This window comes from Salmonella sp. SSDFZ54, from assembly GCF_004010735.1.
Lineage (GTDB): Bacteria > Pseudomonadota > Gammaproteobacteria > Enterobacterales > Enterobacteriaceae > Salmonella > Salmonella enterica.
This window is the reverse complement of record NZ_CP034819.1, coordinates 4090874-4115796: the sequence shown is the minus strand read 5'-3', so window position 1 is coordinate 4115796 and position 24923 is coordinate 4090874. Positions and strand designations below refer to the sequence as shown.

Annotated in this window: 20 protein-coding genes, 2 tRNA genes and 4 other RNA genes; 12 read left to right on the top strand and 14 right to left on the bottom strand. The window is 53.6% G+C overall.

Annotated features, from left to right (window positions below; translation table 11 throughout):
• Positions 1-43: 43 nt before the first annotated feature.
• The 6 genes from EOS97_RS20425 to EOS97_RS20400 all read left to right on the top strand — a co-directional run bounded on the left by EOS97_RS20425 (position 44) and on the right by EOS97_RS20400 (position 943).
• Positions 44-185, top strand: a non-coding RNA gene (locus EOS97_RS20425) — RtT sRNA.
• Between the two features lie 28 nt (positions 186-213).
• Positions 214-298 (top strand) — tRNA-Tyr (locus EOS97_RS20420).
• Between the two features lie 44 nt (positions 299-342).
• Positions 343-474: non-coding RNA, RtT sRNA (locus EOS97_RS20415), on the top strand.
• 34 nt (positions 475-508) lie between these two features.
• Positions 509-593, top strand: a tRNA-Tyr gene (locus tag EOS97_RS20410).
• A 43-nt stretch (positions 594-636) separates the two neighbouring features.
• Positions 637-767: non-coding RNA, RtT sRNA (locus EOS97_RS20405), on the top strand.
• A 44-nt stretch (positions 768-811) separates the two neighbouring features.
• Positions 812-943, top strand: a non-coding RNA gene (locus EOS97_RS20400) — RtT sRNA.
• A gap of 102 nt (positions 944-1045) precedes the next feature.
• Here the strand turns inward: EOS97_RS20400 and EOS97_RS20395 are convergent.
• The 6 genes from EOS97_RS20395 to narK all read right to left on the bottom strand — a co-directional run bounded on the left by EOS97_RS20395 (position 1046) and on the right by narK (position 11261).
• On the bottom strand, positions 1046-2575 hold the full coding sequence (locus tag EOS97_RS20395) for a tetratricopeptide repeat protein (protein WP_023165969.1): 1530 nt from the start codon (positions 2573-2575) through the stop codon (positions 1046-1048).
• A 241-nt stretch (positions 2576-2816) separates the two neighbouring features.
• On the bottom strand, positions 2817-3494 hold the full coding sequence (gene narI, locus EOS97_RS20385) for a respiratory nitrate reductase subunit gamma (RefSeq protein WP_000545594.1): 678 nt from the start codon (positions 3492-3494) through the stop codon (positions 2817-2819).
• Positions 3494-4204 (bottom strand): nitrate reductase molybdenum cofactor assembly chaperone, encoded by a 711-nt coding sequence (gene narJ / locus EOS97_RS20380; RefSeq protein WP_000571668.1) that lies wholly within the window; start codon positions 4202-4204, stop codon positions 3494-3496. The genes narI and narJ overlap by 1 nt, the downstream gene beginning before the upstream one ends.
• Entirely contained in the window at positions 4201-5736 is a 1536-nt protein-coding gene (gene narH / locus EOS97_RS20375) for a nitrate reductase subunit beta (protein ID WP_000702629.1), read from the bottom strand. The genes narJ and narH overlap by 4 nt, the downstream gene beginning before the upstream one ends.
• On the bottom strand, positions 5733-9476 hold the full coding sequence (locus EOS97_RS20370; protein WP_000032895.1) for a nitrate reductase subunit alpha: 3744 nt from the start codon (positions 9474-9476) through the stop codon (positions 5733-5735). Before EOS97_RS20370 ends, narH begins: the two co-directional genes overlap by 4 nt.
• 387 nt (positions 9477-9863) lie before the next feature.
• Positions 9864-11261: a nitrate transporter NarK gene (gene narK / locus EOS97_RS20365; protein WP_000019847.1), complete on the bottom strand. Its 1398-nt coding sequence runs from the start codon at positions 11259-11261 to the stop codon at positions 9864-9866.
• A 338-nt stretch (positions 11262-11599) separates the two neighbouring features.
• Between narK and narX the strand changes: the two genes are divergently transcribed.
• Both narX and narL read left to right on the top strand, forming a co-directional pair.
• Complete coding sequence (gene narX, locus EOS97_RS20355) at positions 11600-13396, top strand: nitrate/nitrite two-component system sensor histidine kinase NarX (protein ID WP_000476262.1); 1797 nt, start codon at positions 11600-11602, stop codon at positions 13394-13396.
• Positions 13389-14039 (top strand): two-component system response regulator NarL, encoded by a 651-nt coding sequence (narL, locus tag EOS97_RS20350; RefSeq protein ID WP_001064598.1) that lies wholly within the window; start codon positions 13389-13391, stop codon positions 14037-14039. The genes narX and narL overlap by 8 nt, the downstream gene beginning before the upstream one ends.
• Here narL and EOS97_RS20345 read toward each other — a convergent pair whose 3' ends face one another.
• On the bottom strand, positions 14040-15464 hold the full coding sequence (locus EOS97_RS20345; protein ID WP_001116347.1) for a YchO/YchP family invasin: 1425 nt from the start codon (positions 15462-15464) through the stop codon (positions 14040-14042).
• Between the two features lie 176 nt (positions 15465-15640).
• Here EOS97_RS20345 and EOS97_RS20340 point away from each other — a divergent pair, with 176 nt between their 5' ends.
• The gene (locus EOS97_RS20340; protein ID WP_001179794.1) at positions 15641-15994 is read left to right on the top strand and encodes a DsrE/DsrF/TusD sulfur relay family protein; all 354 of its coding nucleotides are present in this window, start codon (positions 15641-15643) and stop codon (positions 15992-15994) included.
• A 79-nt stretch (positions 15995-16073) separates the two neighbouring features.
• Here EOS97_RS20340 and chaB read toward each other — a convergent pair whose 3' ends face one another.
• Positions 16074-16304: a putative cation transport regulator ChaB gene (gene chaB, locus EOS97_RS20335; RefSeq protein WP_001519701.1), complete on the bottom strand. Its 231-nt coding sequence runs from the start codon at positions 16302-16304 to the stop codon at positions 16074-16076.
• Between the two features lie 266 nt (positions 16305-16570).
• Here chaB and chaA point away from each other — a divergent pair, with 266 nt between their 5' ends.
• Positions 16571-17671, top strand: coding sequence for a sodium-potassium/proton antiporter ChaA (gene chaA, locus EOS97_RS20330; protein ID WP_000148418.1), 1101 nt, complete (start codon positions 16571-16573; stop codon positions 17669-17671).
• Positions 17672-17723: 52 nt separating this feature from the next.
• On the opposite strand, the gene kdsA is transcribed toward chaA, so the two are convergent.
• From kdsA to hemA, 6 genes are read right to left on the bottom strand one after another with little or no spacing between them, the layout of a single operon-like run.
• Positions 17724-18578, bottom strand: a complete 855-nt coding sequence (gene kdsA / locus EOS97_RS20325) for a 3-deoxy-8-phosphooctulonate synthase (RefSeq protein WP_000811046.1) — start codon at positions 18576-18578, stop codon at positions 17724-17726.
• A gap of 37 nt (positions 18579-18615) precedes the next feature.
• Positions 18616-19425, bottom strand: a complete 810-nt coding sequence (gene sirB1, locus EOS97_RS20320; protein WP_001257065.1) for an invasion regulator SirB1 — start codon at positions 19423-19425, stop codon at positions 18616-18618.
• A 3-nt stretch (positions 19426-19428) separates the two neighbouring features.
• Positions 19429-19818, bottom strand: a complete 390-nt coding sequence (sirB2, locus tag EOS97_RS20315; protein ID WP_000150667.1) for an invasion regulator SirB2 — start codon at positions 19816-19818, stop codon at positions 19429-19431.
• Positions 19815-20648, bottom strand: a complete 834-nt coding sequence (gene prmC / locus EOS97_RS20310) for a peptide chain release factor N(5)-glutamine methyltransferase (RefSeq protein WP_000347310.1) — start codon at positions 20646-20648, stop codon at positions 19815-19817. The genes sirB2 and prmC overlap by 4 nt, the downstream gene beginning before the upstream one ends.
• Entirely contained in the window at positions 20648-21730 is a 1083-nt protein-coding gene (gene prfA, locus EOS97_RS20305) for a peptide chain release factor 1 (RefSeq protein ID WP_000804703.1), read from the bottom strand. The genes prmC and prfA overlap by 1 nt, the downstream gene beginning before the upstream one ends.
• Positions 21731-21770: 40 nt before the next feature.
• Complete coding sequence (gene hemA / locus EOS97_RS20300; RefSeq protein ID WP_000173208.1) at positions 21771-23027, bottom strand: glutamyl-tRNA reductase; 1257 nt, start codon at positions 23025-23027, stop codon at positions 21771-21773.
• 313 nt (positions 23028-23340) lie between these two features.
• On the opposite strand from hemA, the gene lolB reads away from it, so the two are divergent.
• Both lolB and ispE read left to right on the top strand, forming a co-directional pair.
• The gene (gene lolB / locus EOS97_RS20295; protein WP_000174484.1) at positions 23341-23964 is read left to right on the top strand and encodes a lipoprotein insertase outer membrane protein LolB; all 624 of its coding nucleotides are present in this window, start codon (positions 23341-23343) and stop codon (positions 23962-23964) included.
• Positions 23961-24812 carry a 4-(cytidine 5'-diphospho)-2-C-methyl-D-erythritol kinase gene (ispE, locus tag EOS97_RS20290; protein ID WP_000988260.1) on the top strand — a complete coding sequence of 284 codons (852 nt, stop codon included), beginning with the start codon at positions 23961-23963 and terminating at the stop codon, positions 24810-24812. Before lolB ends, ispE begins: the two co-directional genes overlap by 4 nt.
• Positions 24813-24923 lie beyond the last annotated feature (111 nt).

The following is a 24923-nucleotide window of genomic DNA, read 5'->3' as shown; positions in this document are numbered from 1 at the left end:
GGAAGCGGGCCAGTATTAAGCATTACCCCGTGGTGGGGTTCCCGAGCGTTCATAAGGGAGCTGACTGCAAATCTGCCGTCATCGACTTCAAGGTTCGACTCGAGCAATAGTGAGAGAACGTTGCCGCAGGCAACGGCCCGAAGGGTGAGGAGCTTTAGCTCCGAATAATCCTTCCCGCTATAGAATGCAAGCAGCATAATGAATTTATCCCGTGGTGGGGTTCCCGAGCGGCCAAAGGGAGCAGACTGTAAATCTGCCGTCATCGACTTCGAAGGTTCGAATCCTTCCCCCACCACCATTATTCACTACAGCGATGTAGTTAACTCGATGAGCAATGCAGAAGTTTGCACTTGTCGGGGAAGGGTGAGAACCTTCGATTAAGGTTCGACTCGAGCGAAAGCGAGAGAATGTTGCCAACGGCAACGGCCCGTAGGGTGAGGAGCGAAGCGACGAATAATCCTTCCCCCACCACCATCTTCAAGCTTTACCTACAATTTGAATTACCCCTGGTGGGGTTCCCGAGCGGCCAAAGGGAGCAGACTGTAAATCTGCCGTCATCGACTTCGAAGGTTCGAATCCTTCCCCCACCACCATCACTCCCGTCGCGTATCTTATCCCCGCTAAGCACAGTGCCTTATATCTCTCTGTACGGGAAGGATGAGAAGCTTCGACTAAGGTTCGATTCGAGCGCAGCGAGAAAGCGTTGCCGCAGGCAACGACCCGAAGGGCGAAGCGCGCAGCGCTGAGTCATCCTTCCCCCACCACCATCACTCCCGTCGCGTATCTTATCCCCGTTAAGCACACTGTCTCATATCTCTCCGTACGGGGAAGGATGAGAAGCTTCGACTAAGGTTCGATTCGAGCGAAAGCGAGAAAGCGTTGCCGCAGGCAACGACCCGAAGGGCGAAGCGCGCAGCGCTGAGTCATCCTTCCCCCACCACCATTACTTCATAAAGCACCAATTTCAAATCAATCAGCACTGCCCCATATCCTTACCCCACAGGCAGACTTCACACCATGGCGCCATAGCTTATTGGTTATCTTATCAATACTTCTTCCTGGCAATCTTTTTCGCCTCCTTTGATTGGTTGATTTTTCGCCTGATGAGATCAAAGGCGGCATATGTCTCGCTAAGTTGATCTGGGGTGAGCGTTCCCTTGAGTCGGTTTCTTTCGGCAATGAGCGCTGAACAATCATTCTTAGATTTTTCCGTATATATACTTGCCATGTAATACCAAATATAGGCCTGCTTATTATCTTTAGGCACACCCTGGCGCCCATGAGCATAAATTTCCCCAAGCGCTGATTGTGCCGGAGCAAACCCCTGCTCTGCCGCTTTAAGGTACCACTTCAGTGCATTCCGGCTATTTTCAGGCACGCCTCTTCCCGTGCTATATGCCACGCCAAGCTGATATTGCGCTTTCGCAAAATCCTGTTTTGCTGCTTTTCGATACCATGCGATAGCCTGTCTGTCGCTTTGCGCGACGCCGCGACCAAATGCAGACATGATGCCCAGATGCGTTTGCGCAGCAGGCAGCCCCTGGCGAGCGGCTTTGCGATACCACGCCAGCGCCTGTTGGTAGTCCTGAGAAACGCTCTCGCCCTGCATAAACATCACGCCGATCGCATCCTGCGCCTCGGCCAATCCCTGCGCTGCGGCTCTGCGATACCACTCCAGCGCCAGATTGTGATCTTTCAATAAGTGATAACCGTTGTAATACCATACGCCAAAATTGTACTGTACCTTTGCCATCACGCGTTGCGCTGTTTTTCGATACCACGTCTGAGAGTAAACCCGGTCAGCGGGATGCGCTTTATCATAGAGCACATTCAGCGGAATGTGGCCTGGCGCATAGCTGCTTGGTATACCTTTATTAAGCCAGTAAACTGCCTGACGATAATCCTGAGGCACGCCTTCACCATAAAAATAGGCAACGCCGAGATAAAGTTGCGCGGGGTAGTACATATTTTCCGCCGCTTTACGCATCAAGATCGCCGTTTGCTGATAATCCTGAGGAACGCCCTGACCGTGGGCGTACATTACTCCAAGCTTAAATTGTGCTGACGAAGCTGAGCCCTGTCCGCGGACAACGCCCGCATCATTGGTTGGAGAGGCGGCTTTTCGATACCACTCCAGCGCTAGCTGGGTATTTTGGGGAAACCCATCGCCATACATATAGGCGTCACCGAGAATTTCTTGCGTACTACTATCCCCTAGCTCTGCCGCCTTGCGATACCACTCCAGCGCTTTTTGTCGACTAAGTGGAAAATTTTCACCATAGTTGTAATGATAGCCAAGGATGAAATAGGAAAAATCAGAACCTTGTTTACCCGCTTTCTCCAGCCATTTTATGGCTAGTTTATAATCAGGCTTAACATATCGCCCCTCCGCATACCAGCTTCCAAGCGCGAACTGCGCGCTTTCATCTCCTTGTTCTGCTTTTTGCTCTAATTCCTGAACGTACTGGCATTCTTCCGAGTCGGGGGGATAGCGCTCCTCGCAGACAGCAGCGTGAGACATTTTTGAAATAAATATATTTAATATTATTATTTTGAAAATTGATGAAAAACGCATACAACTATCCTTATTGTCGTTTATAGCGTGATTATATGCTGCATCATCCTTTTTCTGCTTACAAAAAACTCGCACAGATGCTGAATAAACCCAGAAACAAAAAGTACGGATTCAGATGCCAGACATGGCAGACCCGCTGTAAACGAAACAAAGCGGCGGTCGATAAGGCATTTATGCCGCATTTCGGCAAACAACCATAAAAAAACTCCGCCGAAGCGGAGTTTAGAGCATCGAGAGAAAATCAGTGACGCGCACGTACAATCTGGTATTTGCGGGTCAGGTACTCGACCGGCACGCTCCAGATATGCACCAGACGCGAGAACGGGAATAACAGGAACAGCGTCATCCCCAGTACCAGGTGCATACGGAAGATAAAGGCCACACCGTCCAGATGTGCGGATGCGCCACCGTGGAAGGTCACAACTGACTGCGCCCACCCGACCAGCTTCATCATTTCACTCCCGTCCATATGCTGGGCGGAGAACGGAATGGTCAGCAGGCCCAGCGCGCACTGAATCACCAGCAGCGAGAGAATCAAAATATCTGCGCCGGTAGTGGTGGCGCGGACACGTGGGCTAAACAGACGACGCTTGAGCAGTAAAATACCGCCAACCAGCGTCAGCACGCCGCAGGCGCCGCCGGCAATCATCGCCATCTTCTGCTTCACGTCGACCGGCAGAAAAGCTTCATACATCCAGTGCGGCGTTAACATGCCCAGGAAGTGACCGGCGAAAATACCCAGAATCCCAATGTGGAACAGGTTTGACGCCAGGTTCATTCCTTTGCGATCCAGCATCTGACTGGAAGCCGCCCGCCAGGTGTACTGGCCGTAGTCGTAACGTAACCAGCTACCGATCAGAAATACCGATCCGGCAATGTACGGGTAGATATCAAAGAAGAACATATTCAGGAAGTGCATTAGTGCTGTCCTCCGGTGGTGATATTCAGATATTGCGGCGCCACGGCACCGGCAAAACGACGCTGGTGAGCGGAGATTTCCGACTCGCCACACCCTTGATCGGCGAAGAATTTCACCTGCTCTTCTTCCCAGACCGCATCCAACGCCTGCGGGGTATCATCACGTGCTTCATTCGCAATTTTTTCAGCCACTTTATCGCTGTCGATAACGGTATTCGCCAGTTTTAACAGCAGATCGAACAGCACCGCATAACGGCTGTCACGCTGTTGCAAACGTGCGCTGAGCAGCGCCAGAATCGGCGCGATATCCTGTAAACCCCCTAACGCTTCGCTTTTCGGCAATTGCGCAAGGTATTCCAGATACAGCGGCAGATGATCGGGAAGTTCGCGACTGTCGAGCTGCAAACCGTGCTGCTCATACTGTGCCATCAGGTCAACCATCGCCTGACCGCGATCGCGGGATTCCCCGTGTACATGTTCAAACAGCAGCAGCGATGTGGCGCGACCACGGTCAAACAGTTCGCTATAAGCGGCCTGTACATCCAGCATGTCCTGCGCGGTTAAATCGCGCAGGAAAACGCCCAGAGTCTGGGCATCCTCTTTATCCAGGTTCTCAGATGACGCGAGCGCATCGAACAACTCCTGCTGATGCTGCCACAGGGCAGCATCCGGGTACTCGAGCAGACGCGAAACAATGACGAGTTCAATCATGCGTGCGGCTCCGTTTTGCTGGTCACATCAACAGCGTCGATGCGGCGGCTGTTGAACAGATTGAATTTGGTATCAGACCCGTGGCAACCATCGCCGAAGGTAAAGCCACAACCGCTTTTCTCCGGGAATGCGTCACGCGCCAGTTCACGATGGCTGCTCGGTACCACAAAGCGATCTTCATAATTAGCAATTGCCAGGTAACGATACATTTCCTGCGCCTGGGCTTCGCTTAAACCCACCTCTTCCAGCGCGCGGGTATCCACTTTACCGTCTACGGTTTCCGCACGTTTGTAGTGACGCATCGCCAGCATCCGTTTCAGCGCCAACAGTACCGGCTGGGTGTCGCCAGCGGTCAACAGGTTCGCCAGGTACTGTACTGGGATACGCAGACTGTCTACATCCGGCAGAATACCGTTGCTACCCAGTTCACCCGCGTCGGCGGCAGACTGAATCGGCGACAGCGGCGGCACGTACCAGACCATCGGCAGCGTGCGGTATTCCGGATGCAGCGGCAGCGCCAGCTTCCAGTCCATCGCCATTTTGTACACTGGCGATTGCTGCGCCGCATCGATCACGCTCTGCGGCACGCCGTCCTTCAGCGCCTGCTCAATGACAGCCGGATCGTTTGGATCGAGGAACACGTCCAGTTGACGCTGGTACAGATCTTTTTCGTTTTCCGTACTGGCGGCGCTTTCAATGGCATCTGCGTCATACAGCAGTACGCCAAGGTAGCGGATACGGCCCACGCAGGTTTCGGAGCAAACGGTCGGCTGACCGGCTTCGATACGCGGGTAGCAGAAGATGCACTTCTCGGACTTGCCGCTCTTCCAGTTGAAGTAGATCTTCTTGTACGGGCAACCGGTGATACACATCCGCCAGCCGCGGCACTTGTCCTGGTCGATCAGCACGATGCCATCTTCTTCACGCTTGTAGATAGCACCGCTCGGGCAGGTCGCCACGCACGCCGGGTTGAGACAGTGCTCGCACAGGCGCGGCAGGTACATCATGAAGGTGTTTTCGAACTGGCCGTACATCGCCTTCTGCATGTTTTCGAAGTTCTGGTCTTTGGCGCGTTTTTCGAACTCACCGCCCAGAATCTCTTCCCAGTTTGGCCCGCTGGTAATTTTGTCCATCCGCTGGCCGGTAATCAGCGAGCGCGGACGCGCGATCGGCTGATGTTTGCTTTCCGGCGCGGTATGCAGGTTCTGGTAGTCGTAATCAAACGGCTCGTAGTAATCGTCGATGCCTGGCAGATGCGGGTTAGCGAAGATTTTACCCAGCAGCAGCGCCCGGTTGCCCATGCGCGGCTGTAGTTTGCCGTTGATTTTGCGGATCCAGCCGCCTTTCCATTTTTCCTGATTTTCCCAGTCATTCGGAAAACCAACGCCAGGCTTACTTTCTACGTTGTTAAACCACGCGTATTCCATACCTTCGCGACTGGTCCAGACGTTTTTACAGGTGACTGAACAGGTATGACAGCCGATGCACTTATCGAGATTCAGCACCATGCCGACTTGTGAACGAATTTTCATTTTACGCTCTCCTGTACCTGGTCATTGCCTTCGCCATCCAACCAGTTAATGTTCTTCATCTTACGTACCACCACAAACTCATCGCGGTTGGAGCCGACGGTACCGTAGTAGTTAAAGCCGTAGGCTAACTGCGCATAGCCGCCGATCATATGGGTCGGTTTCGGCGTAATGCGGGTCACCGAGTTGTGGATCCCACCGCGCTGCTGGGTAATTTCCGACCCCGGCAGGTTTACGATACGTTCCTGCGCGTGGTACATCATGGTCATGCCCGCCGGTACACGCTGGCTGACCACTGCGCGTGCGGTCAATGCGCCGTTGCTGTTGAAGACTTCGATCCAATCGTTATCTTCAATGCCCAGCTCTTTGGCGTCGGTTTCGCTCATCCATACAATCGGGCCGCCACGCGACAAGGTCAGCATCAACAGGTTATCGCTGTAGGTCGAGTGGATACCCCATTTCTGGTGCGGCGTCAGGAAGTTGAGCGCCTTCTCCGGATTACCGTTGGATTTACGCCCCATCACCGCTTTCACCGAGCGGGTGTCGATCGGTGGGCGATACACCAGCAGACTTTCGCCAAAGTCGCGCATCCACTGGTGATCCTGATACAACTGTTGGCGACCAGACAGCGTACGCCACGGGATCAGCTCGTGAACGTTGGTATAACCGGCGTTATAAGAAACATGCTCATCTTCCAGACCAGACCAGGTCGGGCTGGAGATAATTTTGCGCGGCTGGGCCTGAATATCGCGGAAGCGGATTTTCTCTTCTTCTTTATTGGTCGCCAGATGCGTATGGTCGCGACCGGTAAACTCGCTCAACGCCGCCCAGGCTTTCACCGCCACCTGACCGTTGGTTTCCGGCGCTAACGTCAGGATCATCTCTGCCGCGTCAATCGCCGTGTTGAGCATCGGCTGGCCTTTCGCCGGACCGTCCGCTTTGGTGTAATTAAGCTTACGCAGCAAGTCCATTTCGCTCTGCGTGTTCCAGGCAATCCCTTTTCCGCCGTTGCCGATTTTCTCCATCAGCGGGCCGATAGAGGTAAAGCGTTCGTAAGTCGCCGGGTAATCGCGCTCAACGGTCATGATGTGCGGCGCGGTTTTCCCTGGAATCAGATCGCATTCGCCTTTTTTCCAGTCTTTCACGTCCAGCGGCTGCGCCAGTTCAGCGGCAGAATCGTGCTGGATCGGCAGCGTCACGACGTCAGTCTCTTTACCCAGGTGGCCTACACAGACTTCGGAGAATTTCTTCGCAATGCCTTTGTAGATTTCCCAGTCGCTTTTCGATTCCCAGGCCGGATCTACGGCGGCAGACAGCGGATGAATAAACGGATGCATATCCGAGGTATTCATATCGTCTTTTTCATACCAGGTGGCGGTCGGCAGTACGATATCGGAGTACAGGCAGGTGCTCGACAGGCGGAAGTCCAGCGTCACCACCAGATCCAGTTTGCCGTCCAGGCCATTGTCACGCCACTCCACTTCTTCCGGCTTCACACCGCCCTGCTTGCCGAGATCCAGCCCCTGAATACCATGCTCAGTACCCAGCAGATATTTCAGCATGTACTCATGGCCCTTACCGGAAGAGCCAAGCAGGTTAGAACGCCAGATGAACAGGTTACGCGGGTGGTTTTTACCGTTTTCCGGCTGCTCGGCGGCAAAGCGAATCGAACCCTCTTTCAGGGATTTGACGGTATAGTCTACCGGCGTCATACCGGCTTTTTCCGCTTCACGCGCAATATACAGCGGGTTAGTGCCTAACTGCGGCGCCGACGGCAACCAGCCCATACGCTCGGCGCGCACATTGAAGTCAATCAGATGACCGCTATAGCGGGATTTGTCCGCCATCGGCGACAGTAATTCCTCGGCGGTCACCGTCTCGTAGCGCCACTGGCTGGAGTGGTTATAGAAGTAAGAGGTGCTGTTCATGTGACGCGCCGGACGCTGCCAGTCAAGGGCAAACGCCAGCGGCTGCCAGCCGGTCTGCGGACGCAGTTTTTCCTGGCCGACGTAGTGCGCCCAGCCGCCACCGCTCTGACCAACGCAACCACAGAACACCAACATATTGATCAGCCCGCGATAGTTCATATCGAGGTGATACCAGTGGTTCAGACCGGCGCCAACGATAATCATTGAACGCCCGTGCGTTTTGTCCGCGTTATCGGCGAATTCCCGTGCGACACGGATGATCTGCGCCCGCGGCACGCCGGTGATCTGCTCGGCCCATGCTGGCGTATATGCTTTGGTATCGTCATAACTGGCGGCACAATTTTCATCGTTCAGGCCGCGTTCCAGACCATAGTTAGCCATGGTCAGATCGTAAACGGTAGTAACTAACGCGGTAGAACCATCGGCCAGTTGCAGACGTTTAACCGGCAGTTTATGCAGCAGGACGTTATCCAGCGCCACATGATTAAAGTACTCTGAACCTTCGCCGCCGAAATACGGGAAGCCCACGTCAGCAATCTCATCCTGGCTGCCCAGCAAGCTGAGCTGCAATTCAGTTTCTGCACCGGTAGTCCCGTCGCGCTGCTCGAGATTCCATTTGCCTTTTTCGCCCCAGCGGAAACCAATTGAACCGTTTGGCGCCACCATTTCACCGTTGCTGTTAATGGCGACGGTTTTCCATTCCGGGTTATTTTCCTGCCCCAGCGAATCAACGAGATCGGCAGCGCGCAGCATACGACCTGCGGCATAATAACCATCACGCTCTTCAAGCATCACCAGCATTGGCATGTCGGTATAGCGACGGACATAATCGGTGAAGTACTGGCGCGGGTTGTCGAGGTGGAACTCGCGCAGCATGACGTGGCCCATCGCCAGCGCCATCGCCGCATCGGTCCCCTGCTTCGGTGCCAGCCACAGATCGCACAGTTTGGCGATTTCGGCATAGTCCGGCGTCACCGCGACGGTTTTAGTGCCTTTGTAACGTACTTCGGTAAAGAAGTGGGCATCCGGCGTACGGGTTTGCGGCACGTTAGAGCCCCAGGCGATAATATAGCTGGAGTTGTACCAGTCAGCGGATTCCGGCACGTCGGTCTGCTCGCCCCAGGTTTGCGGGGAGGCTGGCGGCAGGTCGCAGTACCAGTCGTAGAAGCTCAGGCAGGTACCGCCAATCAGCGAAAGATAACGTGCGCCGGAAGCGTAGGAAACCATCGACATCGCCGGGATGGGTGAGAAGCCCGCGACGCGGTCAGGGCCATAGGTTTTCACGGTGTACACGTTGGAAGCGGCGATCAGCTCGTTCACTTCCTGCCATGAGGAGCGAACAAAGCCGCCACGACCACGCGCCTGTTTGAAGCTTTTGGCTTTATCGGCATCTTCAATGATGGAGGCCCATGCCTCTACCGGATCGCGATGCAGTTTTTTCGCCTCGCGCCACATCTTCATCAGACGTTTGCGCATTAGCGGATATTTCAGTCGGTTAGCGCTGTAGAGATACCAGGAGTAGCTTGCCCCGCGCGGGCAGCCGCGAGGTTCATGGTTTGGCATGTCAGGACGGGTGCGCGGGTAATCGGTTTGCTGTGTTTCCCAGGTCACCAGACCATTTTTGACATAAATTTTCCAGCTACAAGAACCGGTGCAGTTCACCCCATGGGTTGAGCGCACAATTTTGTCATGCTGCCAACGTTGGCGGTATCCGTCCTCCCAGTCCCGGTTTGTTTCGAGAAGCTGGCCGTGCCCATCGGCAAAGGTTTCGCCCTTCTGCTTGAAGTAGCGAAACCGGTCCAGGAATTTACTCATCGGGTTTCTCCTGTGTGGAACCTTACGGCTCTCTGATAAATCGACATTGCTTAACTAAGGGCGAAGGTAACGCGCTGAATGGGCGTGAGAATTGATAACGATCAAGGCGGACAGGGATGCAAATGGCGCGCAAACCTCCTGCATACTCCTTTTGGAGGAGGAGTTTTATTTATATATATTACTGATTTAATTACATAAAATTAAATTTACGCACGACGTGAATGTTAATTTTTCAACAAGTGGGTATTAAGGGGTATCCCCCTGGATGACCGATAAAGATGTGCGTGGTTAGCCCTGTCGCGCCTCTCTTCTTGACTATAAGTATGTTGTAACTAAATGCGGGTAAAAAAAAGCGCGGTCTAACGCCGCGCAAAGGATAATCAAAAGTTACTTTTTATTTTCAGAATGACGTCCATATACCGCCCAGGTAATAACGACGCAGGCGATATAGAAAATAAGAAAGACCTTCATCGCGCCGACTGGCGAACCGGTTAATGCTAAAGATGAACCAAACGCTTTCGGAATAAAAAAGCCGCCAATCGCGCCAATCGCGGAAATAAAGCCCAGCGCCGCCGCCGTATCGGTCGCCGCTTCACGCATGGCTCTTTCGTCCGACCCGCCTTCCGCTTTAACCCGGTCCATCGTCAGTTTACGGAAGATAACGGAGATCATCTGGAAGGTAGAACCACTCCCCAGCCCCGCCGTCAGGAACAGCGCCAGAAATACCCCGTAGAACGCGATAAAGCTACCGCCAACGCCGCCAGTAGGTAATGTCAGGAACAGCAGACCGCTGAAAATCGCCATCAGGACAAAGTTGATAAGCGTGACGCGAGTCCCCCCCAGACGGTCAGAAATTGCGCCGCCTGCCGAACGTGCCAGCGCGCCGATAAACGGACCGAAAAACGCATAATGCAGGATCTGCACATCCGGGAATTGCGTTTTAGACAGCATAGCGAACCCCGCGGAGAAACCGATAAACGATCCGAAGGTCGCCAGATACAGCAGACTCATGATCCACAGATGACCACGTTTGAGCACCGGCAGTTGCTCTTTTAGCGAGGCCTTAGACGTCGCCAGTTCGTTCATGCCGAACCACGCCGCCAGCGTAAAAATGGCCAGGAAAGGCACCCAAATCCAGGCTGCGTTCGCCAGATAGAGCTGAGAACCGTCCGGCTGCTCTACACCGTGGCTGCCAAAGGCGGCAAAGATAGAGAGCGAAACCACCAGCGGCGCAACCAGCTGCATCACGCTCACGCCCATATTGCCCAGACCGCCGTTCAGACCCAGCGCGCCGCCCTGCTTTTGTTTAGGAAAGAAAAAGCTGATGTTCGCCATACTGGAGGCAAAGTTCGCGCCGGCAAAACCACACAGCAAGGAAATAATAATAAAAGTGCTAAATGGCGTACTGGTATCCTGAACCGCAAAGCCTAACCATACGCAAGGCACGATGAGGATACCGGTACTGAACGCTGTCCAGCGACGTCCGCCAAATAGCGGCACCATAAAGGAGTAAGGCACCCGTAGCAGCGCGCCGGAAACAGATGGCAGCGCAGTCAACATAAAGAGCTGATCGGTCGTAAAATTAAATCCCACTTTCGGCAGGTTCACCGCCACTGCGCTGAATAGCATCCAGACGCAAAACGCCAGCAGTAAACACGGGACAGAAATCCACAAATTACGGCTGGCGACACGATGGCCGCGCTGCTGCCAGAATGCCGGATCTTCCGGACGCCATTCCGTGATAACAGCGCCAGTTGCCCTTTCCGGGGCGGATGAGTGACTCATAGACACCTCTGATTCTTGATTTGATGTCTGCCACATTAGGGTTTACTGCCGAAGGTAAGTTGATATAAATCAAAGGAAAAGTCGTCATCACCGGCGACTAAAAATAGTTATTACCCTTAGTGAGTAGGCTATTTTGGTAAAAAAGCTGTGGTTTTTCACCATGCTGTGTCTGCCTACTCCTTCCCGTCGCAGATACCTCTCTACAGCGGCAATTAAGGAGTAACTCGTTATGGGTATGGGTATACTCCGCTGTATCGTTGAGAATAGCGGCACAGCCGATTGACGCCCCTTTTTTGCTACGTTTTTTCGGCGACATTACCCCGAAGAAAGAAGGTAACATGTTTAAACGGTGTTTCTCTCCTCTTACGCTGGTTAACCAACTGGCGCTGATTGTCATGCTCTCTACCGCAATCGGCGTGGCGGGGATGGCGGTTTCCGGCTGGCTGGTTCAGGGCGTACAGGGTAGCGCTCATGCGATTAATAAAGCGGGCTCATTGCGTATGCAAAGCTATCGACTACTGGCCGCTGTCCCGCTGGATACTAAAGATCAAAAGCTGCTGGATGAGATGGAGCAAACGGCATTCAGCCCGGAACTGACCCGCGCCGCTGAGCGAGACGGGCAGCAGAAGCAGCTTAAAGCGTTGCAGGATTACTGGCATAACGAACTCTCGCCAGGGCTACAGCACGCGCAAAACGCGCACGCGGTCGCAGAAGATGTCACGCGCTTTGTAGCGGGCCTGGATCGCCTGGTGACGTCGTTCGACCATACTACTGAATTGCGTATCGAACGCGTGGTATTAGTTCACCGGGTAATGGCGATCTTTATGGCGCTATTGCTGGTATTTACGATTATCTGGCTACGTGTTCGCCTTTTGCAGCCCTGGAAACAGTTATTATCAATGGCGCGCGCCGTCAGTCAGCGCGACTTTACCCAACGTGCCAATATCAGTGGACGCAATGAGATGGCCGCGTTGGGTTCTGCGCTCAATAATATGTCTGAAGAACTGGCCGAAAGTTATGCGGTACTGGAACAGCGCGTACAGGAAAAAACAGCCGGTCTGGAACATAAAAACCAGATTCTCTCGTTTTTGTGGCAAGCCAACCGCCGACTGCATTCACAGGCTCCGCTATGTGAGCGTCTTTCACCGGTACTGAATGGCCTGCAAAATTTAACCCAGTTGCATGATATTGAGCTGCGAGTCTATGACCTGGAAGATGAAGATAATCACCAGGAATTTACCTGTCAGTCGGACATCAGTTGCGATGATAAAGGCTGCCACCTTTGCCCACGTAGCGCCCTGCCGATGATTAACGGCGGCACCACCTTAAAATGGCGGCTCACCGACTCTCACACCCAATACGGTATTTTGCTGGCGACGCTGCCCTATGGACGCCATCTCAGCCACGATCAGCAACAGTTGGTGGACACGCTGGTTGAACAGCTTACCGCGACTCTGGCGCTCGACAGGCATCAGGAGCGCCAGCAGCAGTTGATTGTCATGGAAGAGCGTGCCACCATTGCCCGCGAACTGCATGATTCTATTGCCCAGTCGCTCTCTTGTATGAAGATGCAGGTGAGCTGCCTGCAAATGCAGGGCGACGTGTTACCGGAAAGCAGCCGTGAGTTACTCAGCCAAATTCGCAATGAGCTAAACTGCTCCTGGGCGCAACTGCGCGAACTGTTAACCACTTTCCGGTTACAGTTGACGGAACCCGGGCTACGTCCGGCGCTGGAGGCAAGCTGCCAGGAGTTCAGCGCCCGGTTTGGCTTTACGGTAAAACTGGATTATCAGCTTCCCCCCCGCCTGGTGCCTTCACACCAGGCGATACACCTGTTGCAAATTGCCAGGGAAGCCCTCAGCAACGCCCTTAAACACTCTCATGCCGACGATGTGGTGGTGACAGTGACGCAATGTGGCAAACAGGTCAAACTAAAAGTGCAGGATAATGGCTGCGGCGTCCCGGAAAACGCCGAACGCAGTAATCACTACGGCATGATCATCATGCGCGATCGGGCGCAAAGTTTGCGCGGCGATTGCCAGGTACGCCGACGCGAGACTGGCGGAACAGAGGTCACTGTTACTTTTATTCCAGAAACAAACTTCACAGAAACCCAGGGAGATACCCATGAATAATCAGGAACCGGCAACTATCCTGTTAATTGACGACCATCCGATGCTACGCACGGGTGTAAAGCAGCTTGTGAGTATGGCGCCCGATATCAGCGTGGTCGGAGAAGCCAGCAACGGTGAGCAGGGTATTGACCTGGCGGAATCGCTCGATCCCGATCTGATCCTCCTTGATTTGAATATGCCGGGAATGAATGGTCTCGAAACGCTGGATAAATTACGCGAAAAAGCGCTGTCAGGACGTATTGTCGTTTTCAGCGTATCCAACCATGAAGAAGATGTCGTCACGGCGCTAAAGCGCGGCGCGGACGGTTATCTGTTGAAAGACATGGAGCCGGAGGACTTGCTCAAAGCGTTACAACAGGCCGCCGCCGGCGAAATGGTATTAAGTGAAGCGTTAACGCCGGTACTGGCGGCCAGCCTGCGGGCCAACCGCGCCACCACCGATCGCGATGTAACGCAACTCACCCCGCGTGAGCGCGATATTCTGAAGCTCATCGCGCAGGGATTGCCAAATAAGATGATTGCCCGGCGTCTGGATATCACCGAAAGTACGGTCAAAGTGCACGTGAAACATATGCTCAAGAAAATGAAGCTGAAATCGCGCGTGGAGGCCGCCGTCTGGGTGCATCAGGAACGCATCTTTTAATTATTGCTCCTGGAACGGTTGCCAATGCGGATTATCGTCCGGCATCGTGATAAACGGTTCAGTCAGCGCGAGCGTGATCTCATTGGAAGAGACACGCTGACCTTTTTCATCCTCAACCACCACCGATAAACGCCAGCGATTTGCCGCGCCTTCGCGGTGATCCCAGGCCGGCATAATGATTGTCCAGCCCTCGATACTGCGGGTGTCCGTTCCTGCCGTCAAACTTAAGGCCTGTGTATCGCCCTGCCAGCTCAAATGACGAATACCGTGCACGCTGCGCACCTGCAATTTTAACGCAACCGTCTCACCAGGCGTAAGATCCCAGGGCGGCGTCGCCAGAAAAACCGTTAACGTTTTACGCTGCCGATACTCCATTGTCGGCAGCGAGTTACGTTGCGGCGTATCATAGCGGCTACCGCGTAATGACTGGCTTTGCGCCACTTCACTGGCGGCAAGCTGCTTTTTGAGCGGCACGCCGAAGCGGTAGTTAAGCGTCAGCCCCAGGTTATTTTGACTGACCCCGCTCTCGCCCTGTTTGTGCTGGGCGGTCATGGTAAGCAAAGGTACTGGCGTATAGTTGAGACCCAGTTTTAACGCGACAGGATTGTGATACCCCGTTCCGGAGTCAAACAGATCCACGCTATCGCCAAAGTACTGCTCCAGACTAACGCTGGTATTGATATGCTGGTAAAACGGCAGCCGCATTTGCGCGTTGATATCATATCCGCGCGCCATTCGCTGTTCTAAGGTCGCCGTATGCGTCTGCCAGTCGGCAAAAGGCTGATAATAGTTGGCGGATAAACGCAAATATTCTCCCCACGCCTCCGCGCCAAAGCCGGCGCGCTGCAGATTTTCATCCAGCAGATTATCGTAAAAGGTATTATAGCCAAGAAGCCAGCCATCCTGCGCCCAGCGCTGTCCTATGCCAACGTTGCTTACCAGTCCGTCAGTCTGTTGCGTAAGACCAAGCTGGCTCCAGGTCAGATAGCGCTGTTTATCCTGTAAAGGGATAAACCAGCTTCCGCGACTGCCGTTAAAATGACCTTCGTTATCGACGTTAATATCCACGCTGGCGCTGCCCCAGGCTGATAGCCAGCTTTCAAGCTGCTGGTTAACCTGCTCGCTGACCACATCGCGTACCTGTCCGAAAGCGAATTGCCGCGCCTGTTCACCAGTATCCAGATCGTTATTTTTCATGCTGGCTTCGCCAAACGCTTTGGCCATCTCGGCAAAATGCTTTTCCCCTTCGTGGGATTCCGGCATCATGCCTAAATCCGGCAGACGGTTTTGATCGAAAGGGTCTTGCGCCTGCGCACGGATCGTACCGCTGGCAGCCAGCAAGAGAAGCGAGAGTGAGAATGAACGAAAAACAATACGGCTCAACGTGTCGGCAACTTCTACAACAAAAGATAAGAGGAATGGCATCAGAGTAAACCATAACGTGTCCGGACAGGTTTTGCAGCCTTTTCTCGTGCTTCCAGGAATATCCTTATTTTTTCCGCAGAGCGTCCCGGGATTTTATCCACGCATTTGGCGGTACCCGGTTCCCGAGGTAACATAACGCCATTGCCGACAAAATTTCTCGAGGAGAAGGGTTATTCATGCAAAATATCGTCATTATCGCTAACGGCGCCGCCTACGGCAGCGAATCATTATTTAATAGCCTGCGTCTGGCCATTGCGCTGCGCGAGCAGGAAAGCCATCTCGATTTACGCCTGTTTTTGATGTCAGATGCCGTAACCGCAGGGTTACGCGGTCAAAAACCAGCCGAGGGCTACAATATTCAGCAAATGCTGGAAATTCTGACCGCGCAAAACGTACCGGTAAAATTATGCAAAACCTGTGCGGACGGACGTGGTATCACTCCCCTGCCGCTGATTGACGGTGTGGAAATCGGAACGCTGGTCGAGCTGGCGCAATGGACGCTGGCGGCGGACAAAGTGCTGACATTTTGAATCTGTACGCGGGAAAAGCTCCCGCGTCAGGATAGACTTCCGGCAAGAAAATCAGGCCAACACGCGAGTAATACCGCGTTTATTTTTTCTTATGCCATTTATCATCCTCGCCTTTTTCATAATCGTTTTTAACCGCCGCCCAGGCGACTTTGTGTGCGGTTTCCTCGCGGCTGGCGTCATCACGACGATCGGCTTTATCTTTATATTGCTCCCAGGCGCTATTAAAGGCTTCTTTGTAAATGTCCTGGGCATGGGTTGGAAGAACATTCCGCACATTATCGGGTAAATCACTTTTGGCTTTATACGGCATCAGCGCCTCCGTCTTCAGGGAAAACATTAAGTGTGGTAAACAATGCGTTATTACGCCAGTCGAGGAGGATTTTTGCTTTTTACGGAAATTAACTTTTTGTTATTTAAACACTGTTAAAACAAGATCGTTGTTTTACTGACCTTGAAAGAAAAAAATCGTCTACGCCGTAAAACTACGTAAAAAACCACTAAAAAAATACAAATTTCTGCTATTTTTACCTTCTTTACTCTTTCCAAAATATTAACACCTGCACAAGGGAGACCCTCATGACACATGCCTGTGAGGCGGTGAAAACCCGCCATAAGGAGACTTCGCTTATTTTCCCGGTTCTTGCGCTGGTAGTGCTGTTCCTTTGGGGAAGCAGCCAGTCACTACCAGTGGTTATTGGCATCAATATCCTTGCACTTATTGGTATTTTAAGCAGCGCATTTAGCGTGGTCCGTCATGCCGATGTATTAGCGCATCGACTCGGCGAACCCTATGGATCGCTTATTTTAAGCCTGTCCGTCGTTATTCTTGAGGTGAGTTTAATTTCAGCGCTGATGGCTACCGGCGATGCTGCGCCAACGCTTATGCGCGATACGCTCTACTCTATTATTATGATTGTCACCGGGGGACTGGTCGGTTTCTCGTTGTTGTTGGGCGGGCGTAAATTCGCAACGCAATATATGAATTTATTCGGGATTAAGCAGTATCTTATCGCGCTGTTTCCGCTGGCGATTATTGTGCTGGTTTTTCCAATGGCATTGCCGCAAGCCAATTTCTCTACCGGTCAGGCATTATTGGTCGCGTTAATTTCCGCCGCGATGTACGGCGTATTTTTGTTGATTCAAACCAAAACGCACCAGAGCTTATTTATCTATGAACATGAAGATGAAGGTGATGATGACAATCCACACCACGGTAAACCCTCCGCGCACAGTAGCGGCTGGCATACGGTCTGGTTACTCATTCATTTAATTGCGGTCATTGCCGTTACCAAAATGAATGCCAGCCCGCTGGAGGCGTTGCTGACCAGCATGAACGCCCCGGTCGCCTTTACCGGTTTCCTGGTCGCGTTGTTAATTCTCTCGCCGGAAGGACTGGGCGCGCTGAAGGCGGTACTGAATAATCAGGTTCAGCGGGCAATGAATCTGTTCTTCGGATCGGTGTTGGCGACGATTTCATTAACCGTGCCGGTCGTCACGCTCATCGCCTGGGCGACAGGTAATGATCTGGTGTTTGGTTTAGGCGCGCCGGAAATGGTAGTGATGGTGGCCTCGTTAGTACTGTGCCATATTTCGTTCTCTACCGGACGCACCAACGTGCTAAACGGCGCGGCGCATCTGGCTTTATTTGCCGCCTATCTGATGACGATTTTTGCCTGATATAAAAAAGCCGGATAGTATCTTATCCGGCCTACACAAGCTAAAACCGCAATCAGTTCTCGGTATCCAGCTCGTCGAAGCTTTTCACCAAATCATCAATCGCTTTTATCTGGGTCAGGAACTGCTCCAGTTTCGCCAGCGGCAGCGCGGAAGGACCGTCGCACTTCGCGTTAGCCGGGTCCGGATGCGACTCCAGGAACAGGCCCGCCAGACCGACAGCCATACCGGCGCGCGCCAGCTCGGTCACCTGACCACGACGACCGCCAGAGGCGGCGCCAAATGGGTCGCGGCATTGCAACGCATGAGTAACGTCGAAAATCACCGGCGAGTTGCCGGAGACCTTTTTCATCACGCTAAAGCCCAGCATATCCACCACCAGGTTGTCATAACCGAAGTTCGCGCCGCGGTCGCACAGAATCACCTTATCGTTACCGCCCTCATGGAACTTATCCACGATATTGCCCATCTGACCCGGGCTTACGAACTGCGGCTTTTTCACGTTAATCACAGCGCCGGTTTTCGCCATCGCTTCCACCAGGTCGGTCTGGCGCGCCAGAAACGCCGGGAGTTGAATCACGTCAACCACATCAGCAACAGGCTGCGCCTGGCTGGCTTCATGGACGTCAGTGATCACTTTTACGCCAAATGTCTGCTTGAGTTCCTGGAAGATTTTCATCCCTTCTTCCAGACCCGGCCCACGGTAAGAGTGAATAGAGGAACGGTTGGCTTTATCAAAAGAGGCCTTGAACACGTAAGGAATACCCAGCTTCTGGGTAACGGTTACGTAGTGCTCACAAATGCGCATTGCCAGATCGCGTGACTCCAGCACGTTCATACCGCCAAACAGCACAAACGGCAGGTCATTTGCCACCTTAATGTCGCCAATGTTAACCACTTTTTGTTTCATAGGATCGCCTTACACTTATAGGTAAAATGTCGGTTAATTAATGTAGAACAATTTGCTTGTGCGCAATGGTGTTGATCTGCGCACGAATCATTTCGCTGATCGGGTCTTCCGGACACTGTTCAACGAAGTAGCTTAAATCAGTCAGCGCAACGTGTTCACACTCAAGCTGCGCGTAGATCAACCCGCGGTCACGGATTTCGTAAGGATCTTCCGGGTTAAATTGCAACAATGCTTCGCTAACGCGCAGCGCCAGCTCCATTTGCCGTTCCTCCATCAGCGAGGATTTCAGCGTATCCAGTAGCTTACGAATCACTTCGGCGTTATCCGCCTCGTCCAAATCTTCGTTAAACAACTCGGCGACCGGGCTAATATTGCCTTTTAACCAGACTTCCAGAGTATGTTCATCAAGCGTTTCACCGTTGAACGGGTTAATCAGCCACATTTCCCCTTCCAGCGATTCAATACGCAAAATCAACTGCGTTGGGAAGATAACGGGCACCAACGGCAAATCAAGACGGTTTGCTATCCATAATAAAATAGCGCCCAACGATACCGCGCTCCCCTGGCGTTTTTTCAGGACTTTATCGAGCCATAAAGCATCAGAAAGACGGTAGACGCCACGGGAGTCCGTGAACCCCCACTCGCCGTAAAAAAGTGCCAGCAATTTTTCCAGTTGCTCATCCTGAGACAGGAGCTGGCTAATTTCTTCCTGCGCCAGACTGACCAGACGTTCCAGTTCGTCGTAGACAAACTGCGTGGGAAAATCCAGGCGAATCATCTCTGATGCCAGGATCATGCCATCACACAGCGGCGCATTGTTAAATTCGAAATCAGCTAACGACCTCATGACTTACCCCAGTAACGGTATTTTTGTGGTGGCGAGTTTAATGATGATGTACAGCACCACCAGCGCCAGCGGGAAAGCGATAAAACGCGCCTGCTGGCTGCGCGCCTGACGATAATCAAGCGCAATAAAACCCAAAACGATGTAGATGATAACGCCAAACAGTTTTTCAGTCAGCCATGAGCCCGACTCCGTGAATGGCAGGATGTGCGTTTTAACGATTAACCCAATACCGCTAAGCAGTAACAGGGTATCTATGACGGGAGGCACGATTCGTGTCCAGCGTGCGGCGGCCAACGCATGGCCGCAATAGCGCCACCAGTAACGAGCGACAAACAAACTGACGGAGAGCGCAACACAGATAAGATGGAGCGTGAGCAACATTGCAATTGTCATGGCGTAAAACGTCCGCAGGTCACGCGTTCATTGCCACCATAATCACGACACGTTTCTACATCCGAGTAACCAGACCGCCTGAAAACCGCTCTTACCGCTTCGCCTTGTTGCCAACCGTGTTCCAGCAGCAGGAAGCCGCCGGGCGTTAACATCTGGCGGGCGTTATCGATAATATGCGTAAGATCCGCCATACCGTTTTCGTCCGCCACCAACGCCGAGCGCGGTTCAAAGCGTACATCGCCTTCGCTAAGGTGCGGGTCCTGCGCATCAATGTAGGGCGGATTGCTGACAATCATGTCGAACTGCTGCCCCGATAGCGCGCTGAACCAACAACTTTGCAGTATACGCACATTCCGGATAGCCAAATGTTCCGCGTTGCGTATCGCCAGCGCAACCGCATCAGGCATACGATCGACCGCAGTCACCTCGCAATCCGGTCGCTCGCAGGCCAGCGCCAGCGCAATCGCGCCGGTTCCGGTGCCTAAATCCAGAATACGACAGGTTTTTACCGGCAATCGCGCCAACGCCTGTTCAACCAGACATTCGGTATCCGGGCGCGGGATTAGCGTGGCGGGAGAAACGAAGAGCGGCAGCGACCAGAATTCGCGTAAGCCCGTCAGGTACGCAATAGGTTCGCCCTGTTTACGCCGCTGCAGCAGGTCCGCGAGCTGTTGTTGCTGGACGTCGGTAAGCGGCGTTTCGCCAAAGGCCATGATATACGTCCGTCCCTTGCCCGTAACGTACTCAAGCAGGATCTCGGCGTCGCGCCGGGGGCTGTCGCTGTCCCGGAGCTGGTTTACCGCCTCATGCAGCCAGTGCTGAAAATCCATTATTCCTGCTCGGATAAGGCGGCTAACAGGTCAGCCTGGTGTTCCTGAACAATCGGCTCAATCAGCATATCCAGCTTACCTTCCATCGTTTCATCAAGGCGATATAACGTCAGATTAATACGATGATCGGTCACTCGCCCCTGCGGGAAATTATAGGTCCGGTTACGATCGCTGCGATCGCCGCTGCCAAGCAGATTGCGTCGCGTTGACGCCTCGGCCTGCTGGCGTTTTGCCGTTTCGGCGGCGTGAATGCGCGCCCCGAGCACCGAGAGCGCTTTCGCTTTGTTTTTATGCTGCGAACGTTCGTCCTGGCATTCCACCACGATGCCGGTCGGCAAGTGGGTAATACGAATAGCGGAGTCGGTGGTGTTAACGTGCTGACCGCCCGCGCCGGAAGAACGAAAGGTATCAATGCGCAGATCCGCCGGGTTAATATCCGGCAGCTCGGCTTCCGGCAGCTCCGGCATCACGGCGACGGTGCAGGCGGAGGTATGGATACGTCCCTGCGACTCGGTCGCCGGAACACGCTGTACGCGGTGTCCGCCGGACTCAAATTTCAGCCGGCCATACACGCCGTCGCCGCTGATTTTGGCGATGATCTCTTTATAACCGCCATGCTCGCCTTCGCTCATGCTCATGATCTCCACGCGCCAGCGGCGCGCTTCGGCATAACGGCTGTACATGCGGAACAAATCGCCGGCAAACAGCGCGGCTTCGTCGCCGCCGGTACCGGCGCGAACCTCAAGGAACGCGTTTCGTTCATCGTCCGGATCTTTCGGCAACAGCAGTACCTGTAACTGTTGCTCAAGTTGTTCGCTTTTTTCTTTCGCTTCGCGCAGTTCTTCCTGCGCCATTTCTCGCATTTCAGGATCGTCGAGCATCATCTGAGCCGTCTCGATATCGTCCTGAACCTGTTGCCAGTCCGTAAAACAGCGAGAAACGTCGCTTAATTGCGCATATTCGCGCGACAATGCGCGAAAGCGGTCCTGGTCGGCGATAATTCCCGCATCGCCCAGCAACGCCTGAACTTCCTCATGGCGTTCGTGCAGGGCTTCCAGTTTGGCAACGATAGAAGGCTTCATAGGCGTAAATTCACCCTGTAAAAAAGTGTGGTGTGTGCTGCTACTCCAGCCCGAGGCTGTCGCGCAGAATATTCAGGCGTTCGTCATCCCCGTCACGGGCAGCCTGTTGAAGTGATTTCGTTGGCGCATGAATCAGGCGGTTGGTCAGTTTCCATGCCAGATCCTGCAAGATGGCTTGCGCATCACCGCCCTGTTGAAGGGCCGACAGCGCTTTGGTAGTCAGTTCGTCACGAATCTGCTCCGACTGACTACGGTATTCCCGAATGGTCTCGCTGGCCCCCTGGGCGCGTAGCCAGGCCATAAACTCGCTGGCTTCCTGCTCAACAATCGTTTCCGCTTCCACCGCCGCAGCCTGACGCTGCGCCAGATTATGCGAAATGATGCTCTGTAAATCATCGACGCTATAAAGATAAGCGTTCGCCAGTTTGCCGACTTCCGGCTCAACGTCGCGCGGTACGGCGATATCCACCAGCAGCATCGGCTGGTTGCGACGACTTTTTAATGCGCGCTCCACCATGCCTTTACCGATAATCGGCAGCGGGCTGGCGGTCGAACTGATGATAATATCGGCATCCTGCAAACGGGCGTCGATATCGCTGAGCGAGATAACCTCAGCGCCAACCTCATCCGCCAGGGCTTGCGCGCGCTCGCGGGTTCGGTTGGCGATAATCATCTTTTGTACTTTATGCTCGCGCAGGTGACGCGCCACCAGTTCAATGGTTTCGCCCGCGCCAACTAACAGTACAGTAACCGTGGACAGCGATTCAAAGATTTGGCGGGCGAGCGTACAGGCGGCAAACGCGACGGAGACGGCGCTGGCGCCGATATCGGTTTCAGTCCGCACTCGCTTGGCGACGGAAAACGACTTCTGAAACATTCGCTCCAGCGCGCTGGCGTTAAGGTGGCCTTTTTGCGAATCCGCAAACGCTTTTTTCACCTGACCGAGGATTTGCGGTTCGCCCAGCACCAGTGAATCCAGACCGCTGGCGACGCGCATCAGGTGGCTGACGGCGTCATTGTCCTGATGCCAGTACAGACTGTTGCGCAGATCGTCCTCGTTCAGGTTATGGTAATCGCATAACCAGCGGATCAGCGCTTCCTGCAGGTTATCCTGCTCTTCCACGCTCAAATACAGTTCTGTACGGTTACAGGTTGACAGCACGACCCCGCCCTGCACCATTGGCTGCGCAAGCAGGCTGTCCAGCGCCTGATCAAGCGTGTCCGGCGAAAACGTTACGCGTTCTCGCAGCGATACAGGTGCCGTTTTATGGTTAATACCGAGCGCTAAAAGGGTCATGTCTGCGGGAGTAGTACCAGCGTTGATATGGTTAGTCTGCTTGCATCATACAGGATGCGCGTGGTCAATAAAAGAGAGAGCCCCCTTTTGGAGTAATTGGCAGCGCTCGCTAATTTGATGATTTAAGACAACTTGAAAGTAGACGATGTCACCAGGCGGCGCTAGCATTAAAGGCTATAACTGTAACCGATAGCAAAAATTTGCCGAATCGCGGCGCGAACGTTTTTACAGCCTGCAGGTTCAGTTTTCAGGCCTGATAAGCGTAACGCCATCAGGCAATTATTGCACCGTATCACAAGGATTCGTCATCACTATGACCCTGCCCGATTTTCGCCTGATTCGTCTACTGCCGTTAGCAAGCCTGGTTCTCACCGCCTGTACGCTTCCTGGGCATAAAGGCCCGGGCAAGAGCCCGGATTCCCCTCAGTGGCGCCAGCATCAGCAAGAGGTGCGTCATCTGAATCAATACCAGACGCGCGGCGCCTTTGCTTACATCTCAGATGATCAGAAAGTCTATGCGCGCTTCTTCTGGCAACAGACCGGACAGGATCGCTACCGCCTGCTGCTTACCAACCCGCTGGGCAGCACCGAGCTGGAGCTTAACGCCCAGCCGGGCAACGTCCAGTTGGTGGATAACAAAGGCCAGCGTTATACCGCCGATGACGCCGAAGAGATGATCGGCAAACTCACCGGGATGCCGATTCCGTTAAACAGCCTGCGGCAGTGGATCCTCGGTCTGCCTGGCGATGCCACCGACTACAAACTGGACGACCAGTACCGCCTGAGCGAAGTGAACTATCGCCAGGATGGTAAAAACTGGAAAGTGGTTTACGGTGGCTATGACAGCAAAACGCAGCCTGCCATGCCTGCCAATATGGAGCTTTCAGACGGCAGTCAGCGCATTAAGCTGAAAATGGATAACTGGATTGTGAAATGATGACCCATTGGCCTTCTCCGGCAAAATTAAATCTGTTTTTATATATCACCGGACAGCGTGCAGACGGCTACCACACGCTGCAGACGCTGTTTCAGTTTCTGGATTATGGCGACACACTCCACATCGAACCGCGTCGCGATGGCGAAATCCATTTATTAACGCCGGTAACCGGCGTTGAAAATGAAGACAACCTGATCGTCCGCGCCGCGCGGCTGTTGATGAAAGTCGCCTCGGAGAGTGGACGCCTGCCCGCCGGAAGCGGCGCGGATATCAGCATTGAGAAGCGCCTTCCCATGGGCGGCGGTCTGGGCGGCGGCTCGTCTAACGCCGCGACCGTTCTGGTGGCGCTCAATCATCTTTGGCAATGCGGGCTTTCCATTGATGAACTGGCGACGCTCGGCCTGACGCTCGGCGCCGACGTCCCGGTCTTTGTTCGTGGCCACGCCGCGTTTGCCGAAGGCGTAGGCGAAATATTAACGCCGGTGAATCCGCCGGAAAAATGGTATCTGGTCGCGCACCCTGGCGTAAGCATTCCGACGCCGGTTATCTTTAAAGATCCTCAATTGCCGCGTAATACGCCAAAAAGGTCAATAGATACGTTACTAAAATGTGAATTCAGCAATGATTGCGAGGTTATCGCAAGAAAACGTTTTCGCGAGGTTGATGCGGCGCTTTCCTGGCTGTTAGAATACGCGCCGTCGCGCCTGACTGGGACAGGGGCCTGTGTCTTTGCTGAATTCGATACAGAGTCTTGTGCTCGCCAGGTGCTTGAGCAAGCCCCGGAATGGCTCAATGCTTTTGTGGCGAAGGGTGTCAACCTCTCCCCATTGCATCGAGAGTTACTCTAACGCATTCGGGTTTCAGGAAGATGGCGAAATGACGAGTCGCCGGTCATATATGCCGTATTTGACCGGTGTGAGGCATTGATACCAGCGCACATGAAACGTGAATGAAGACGA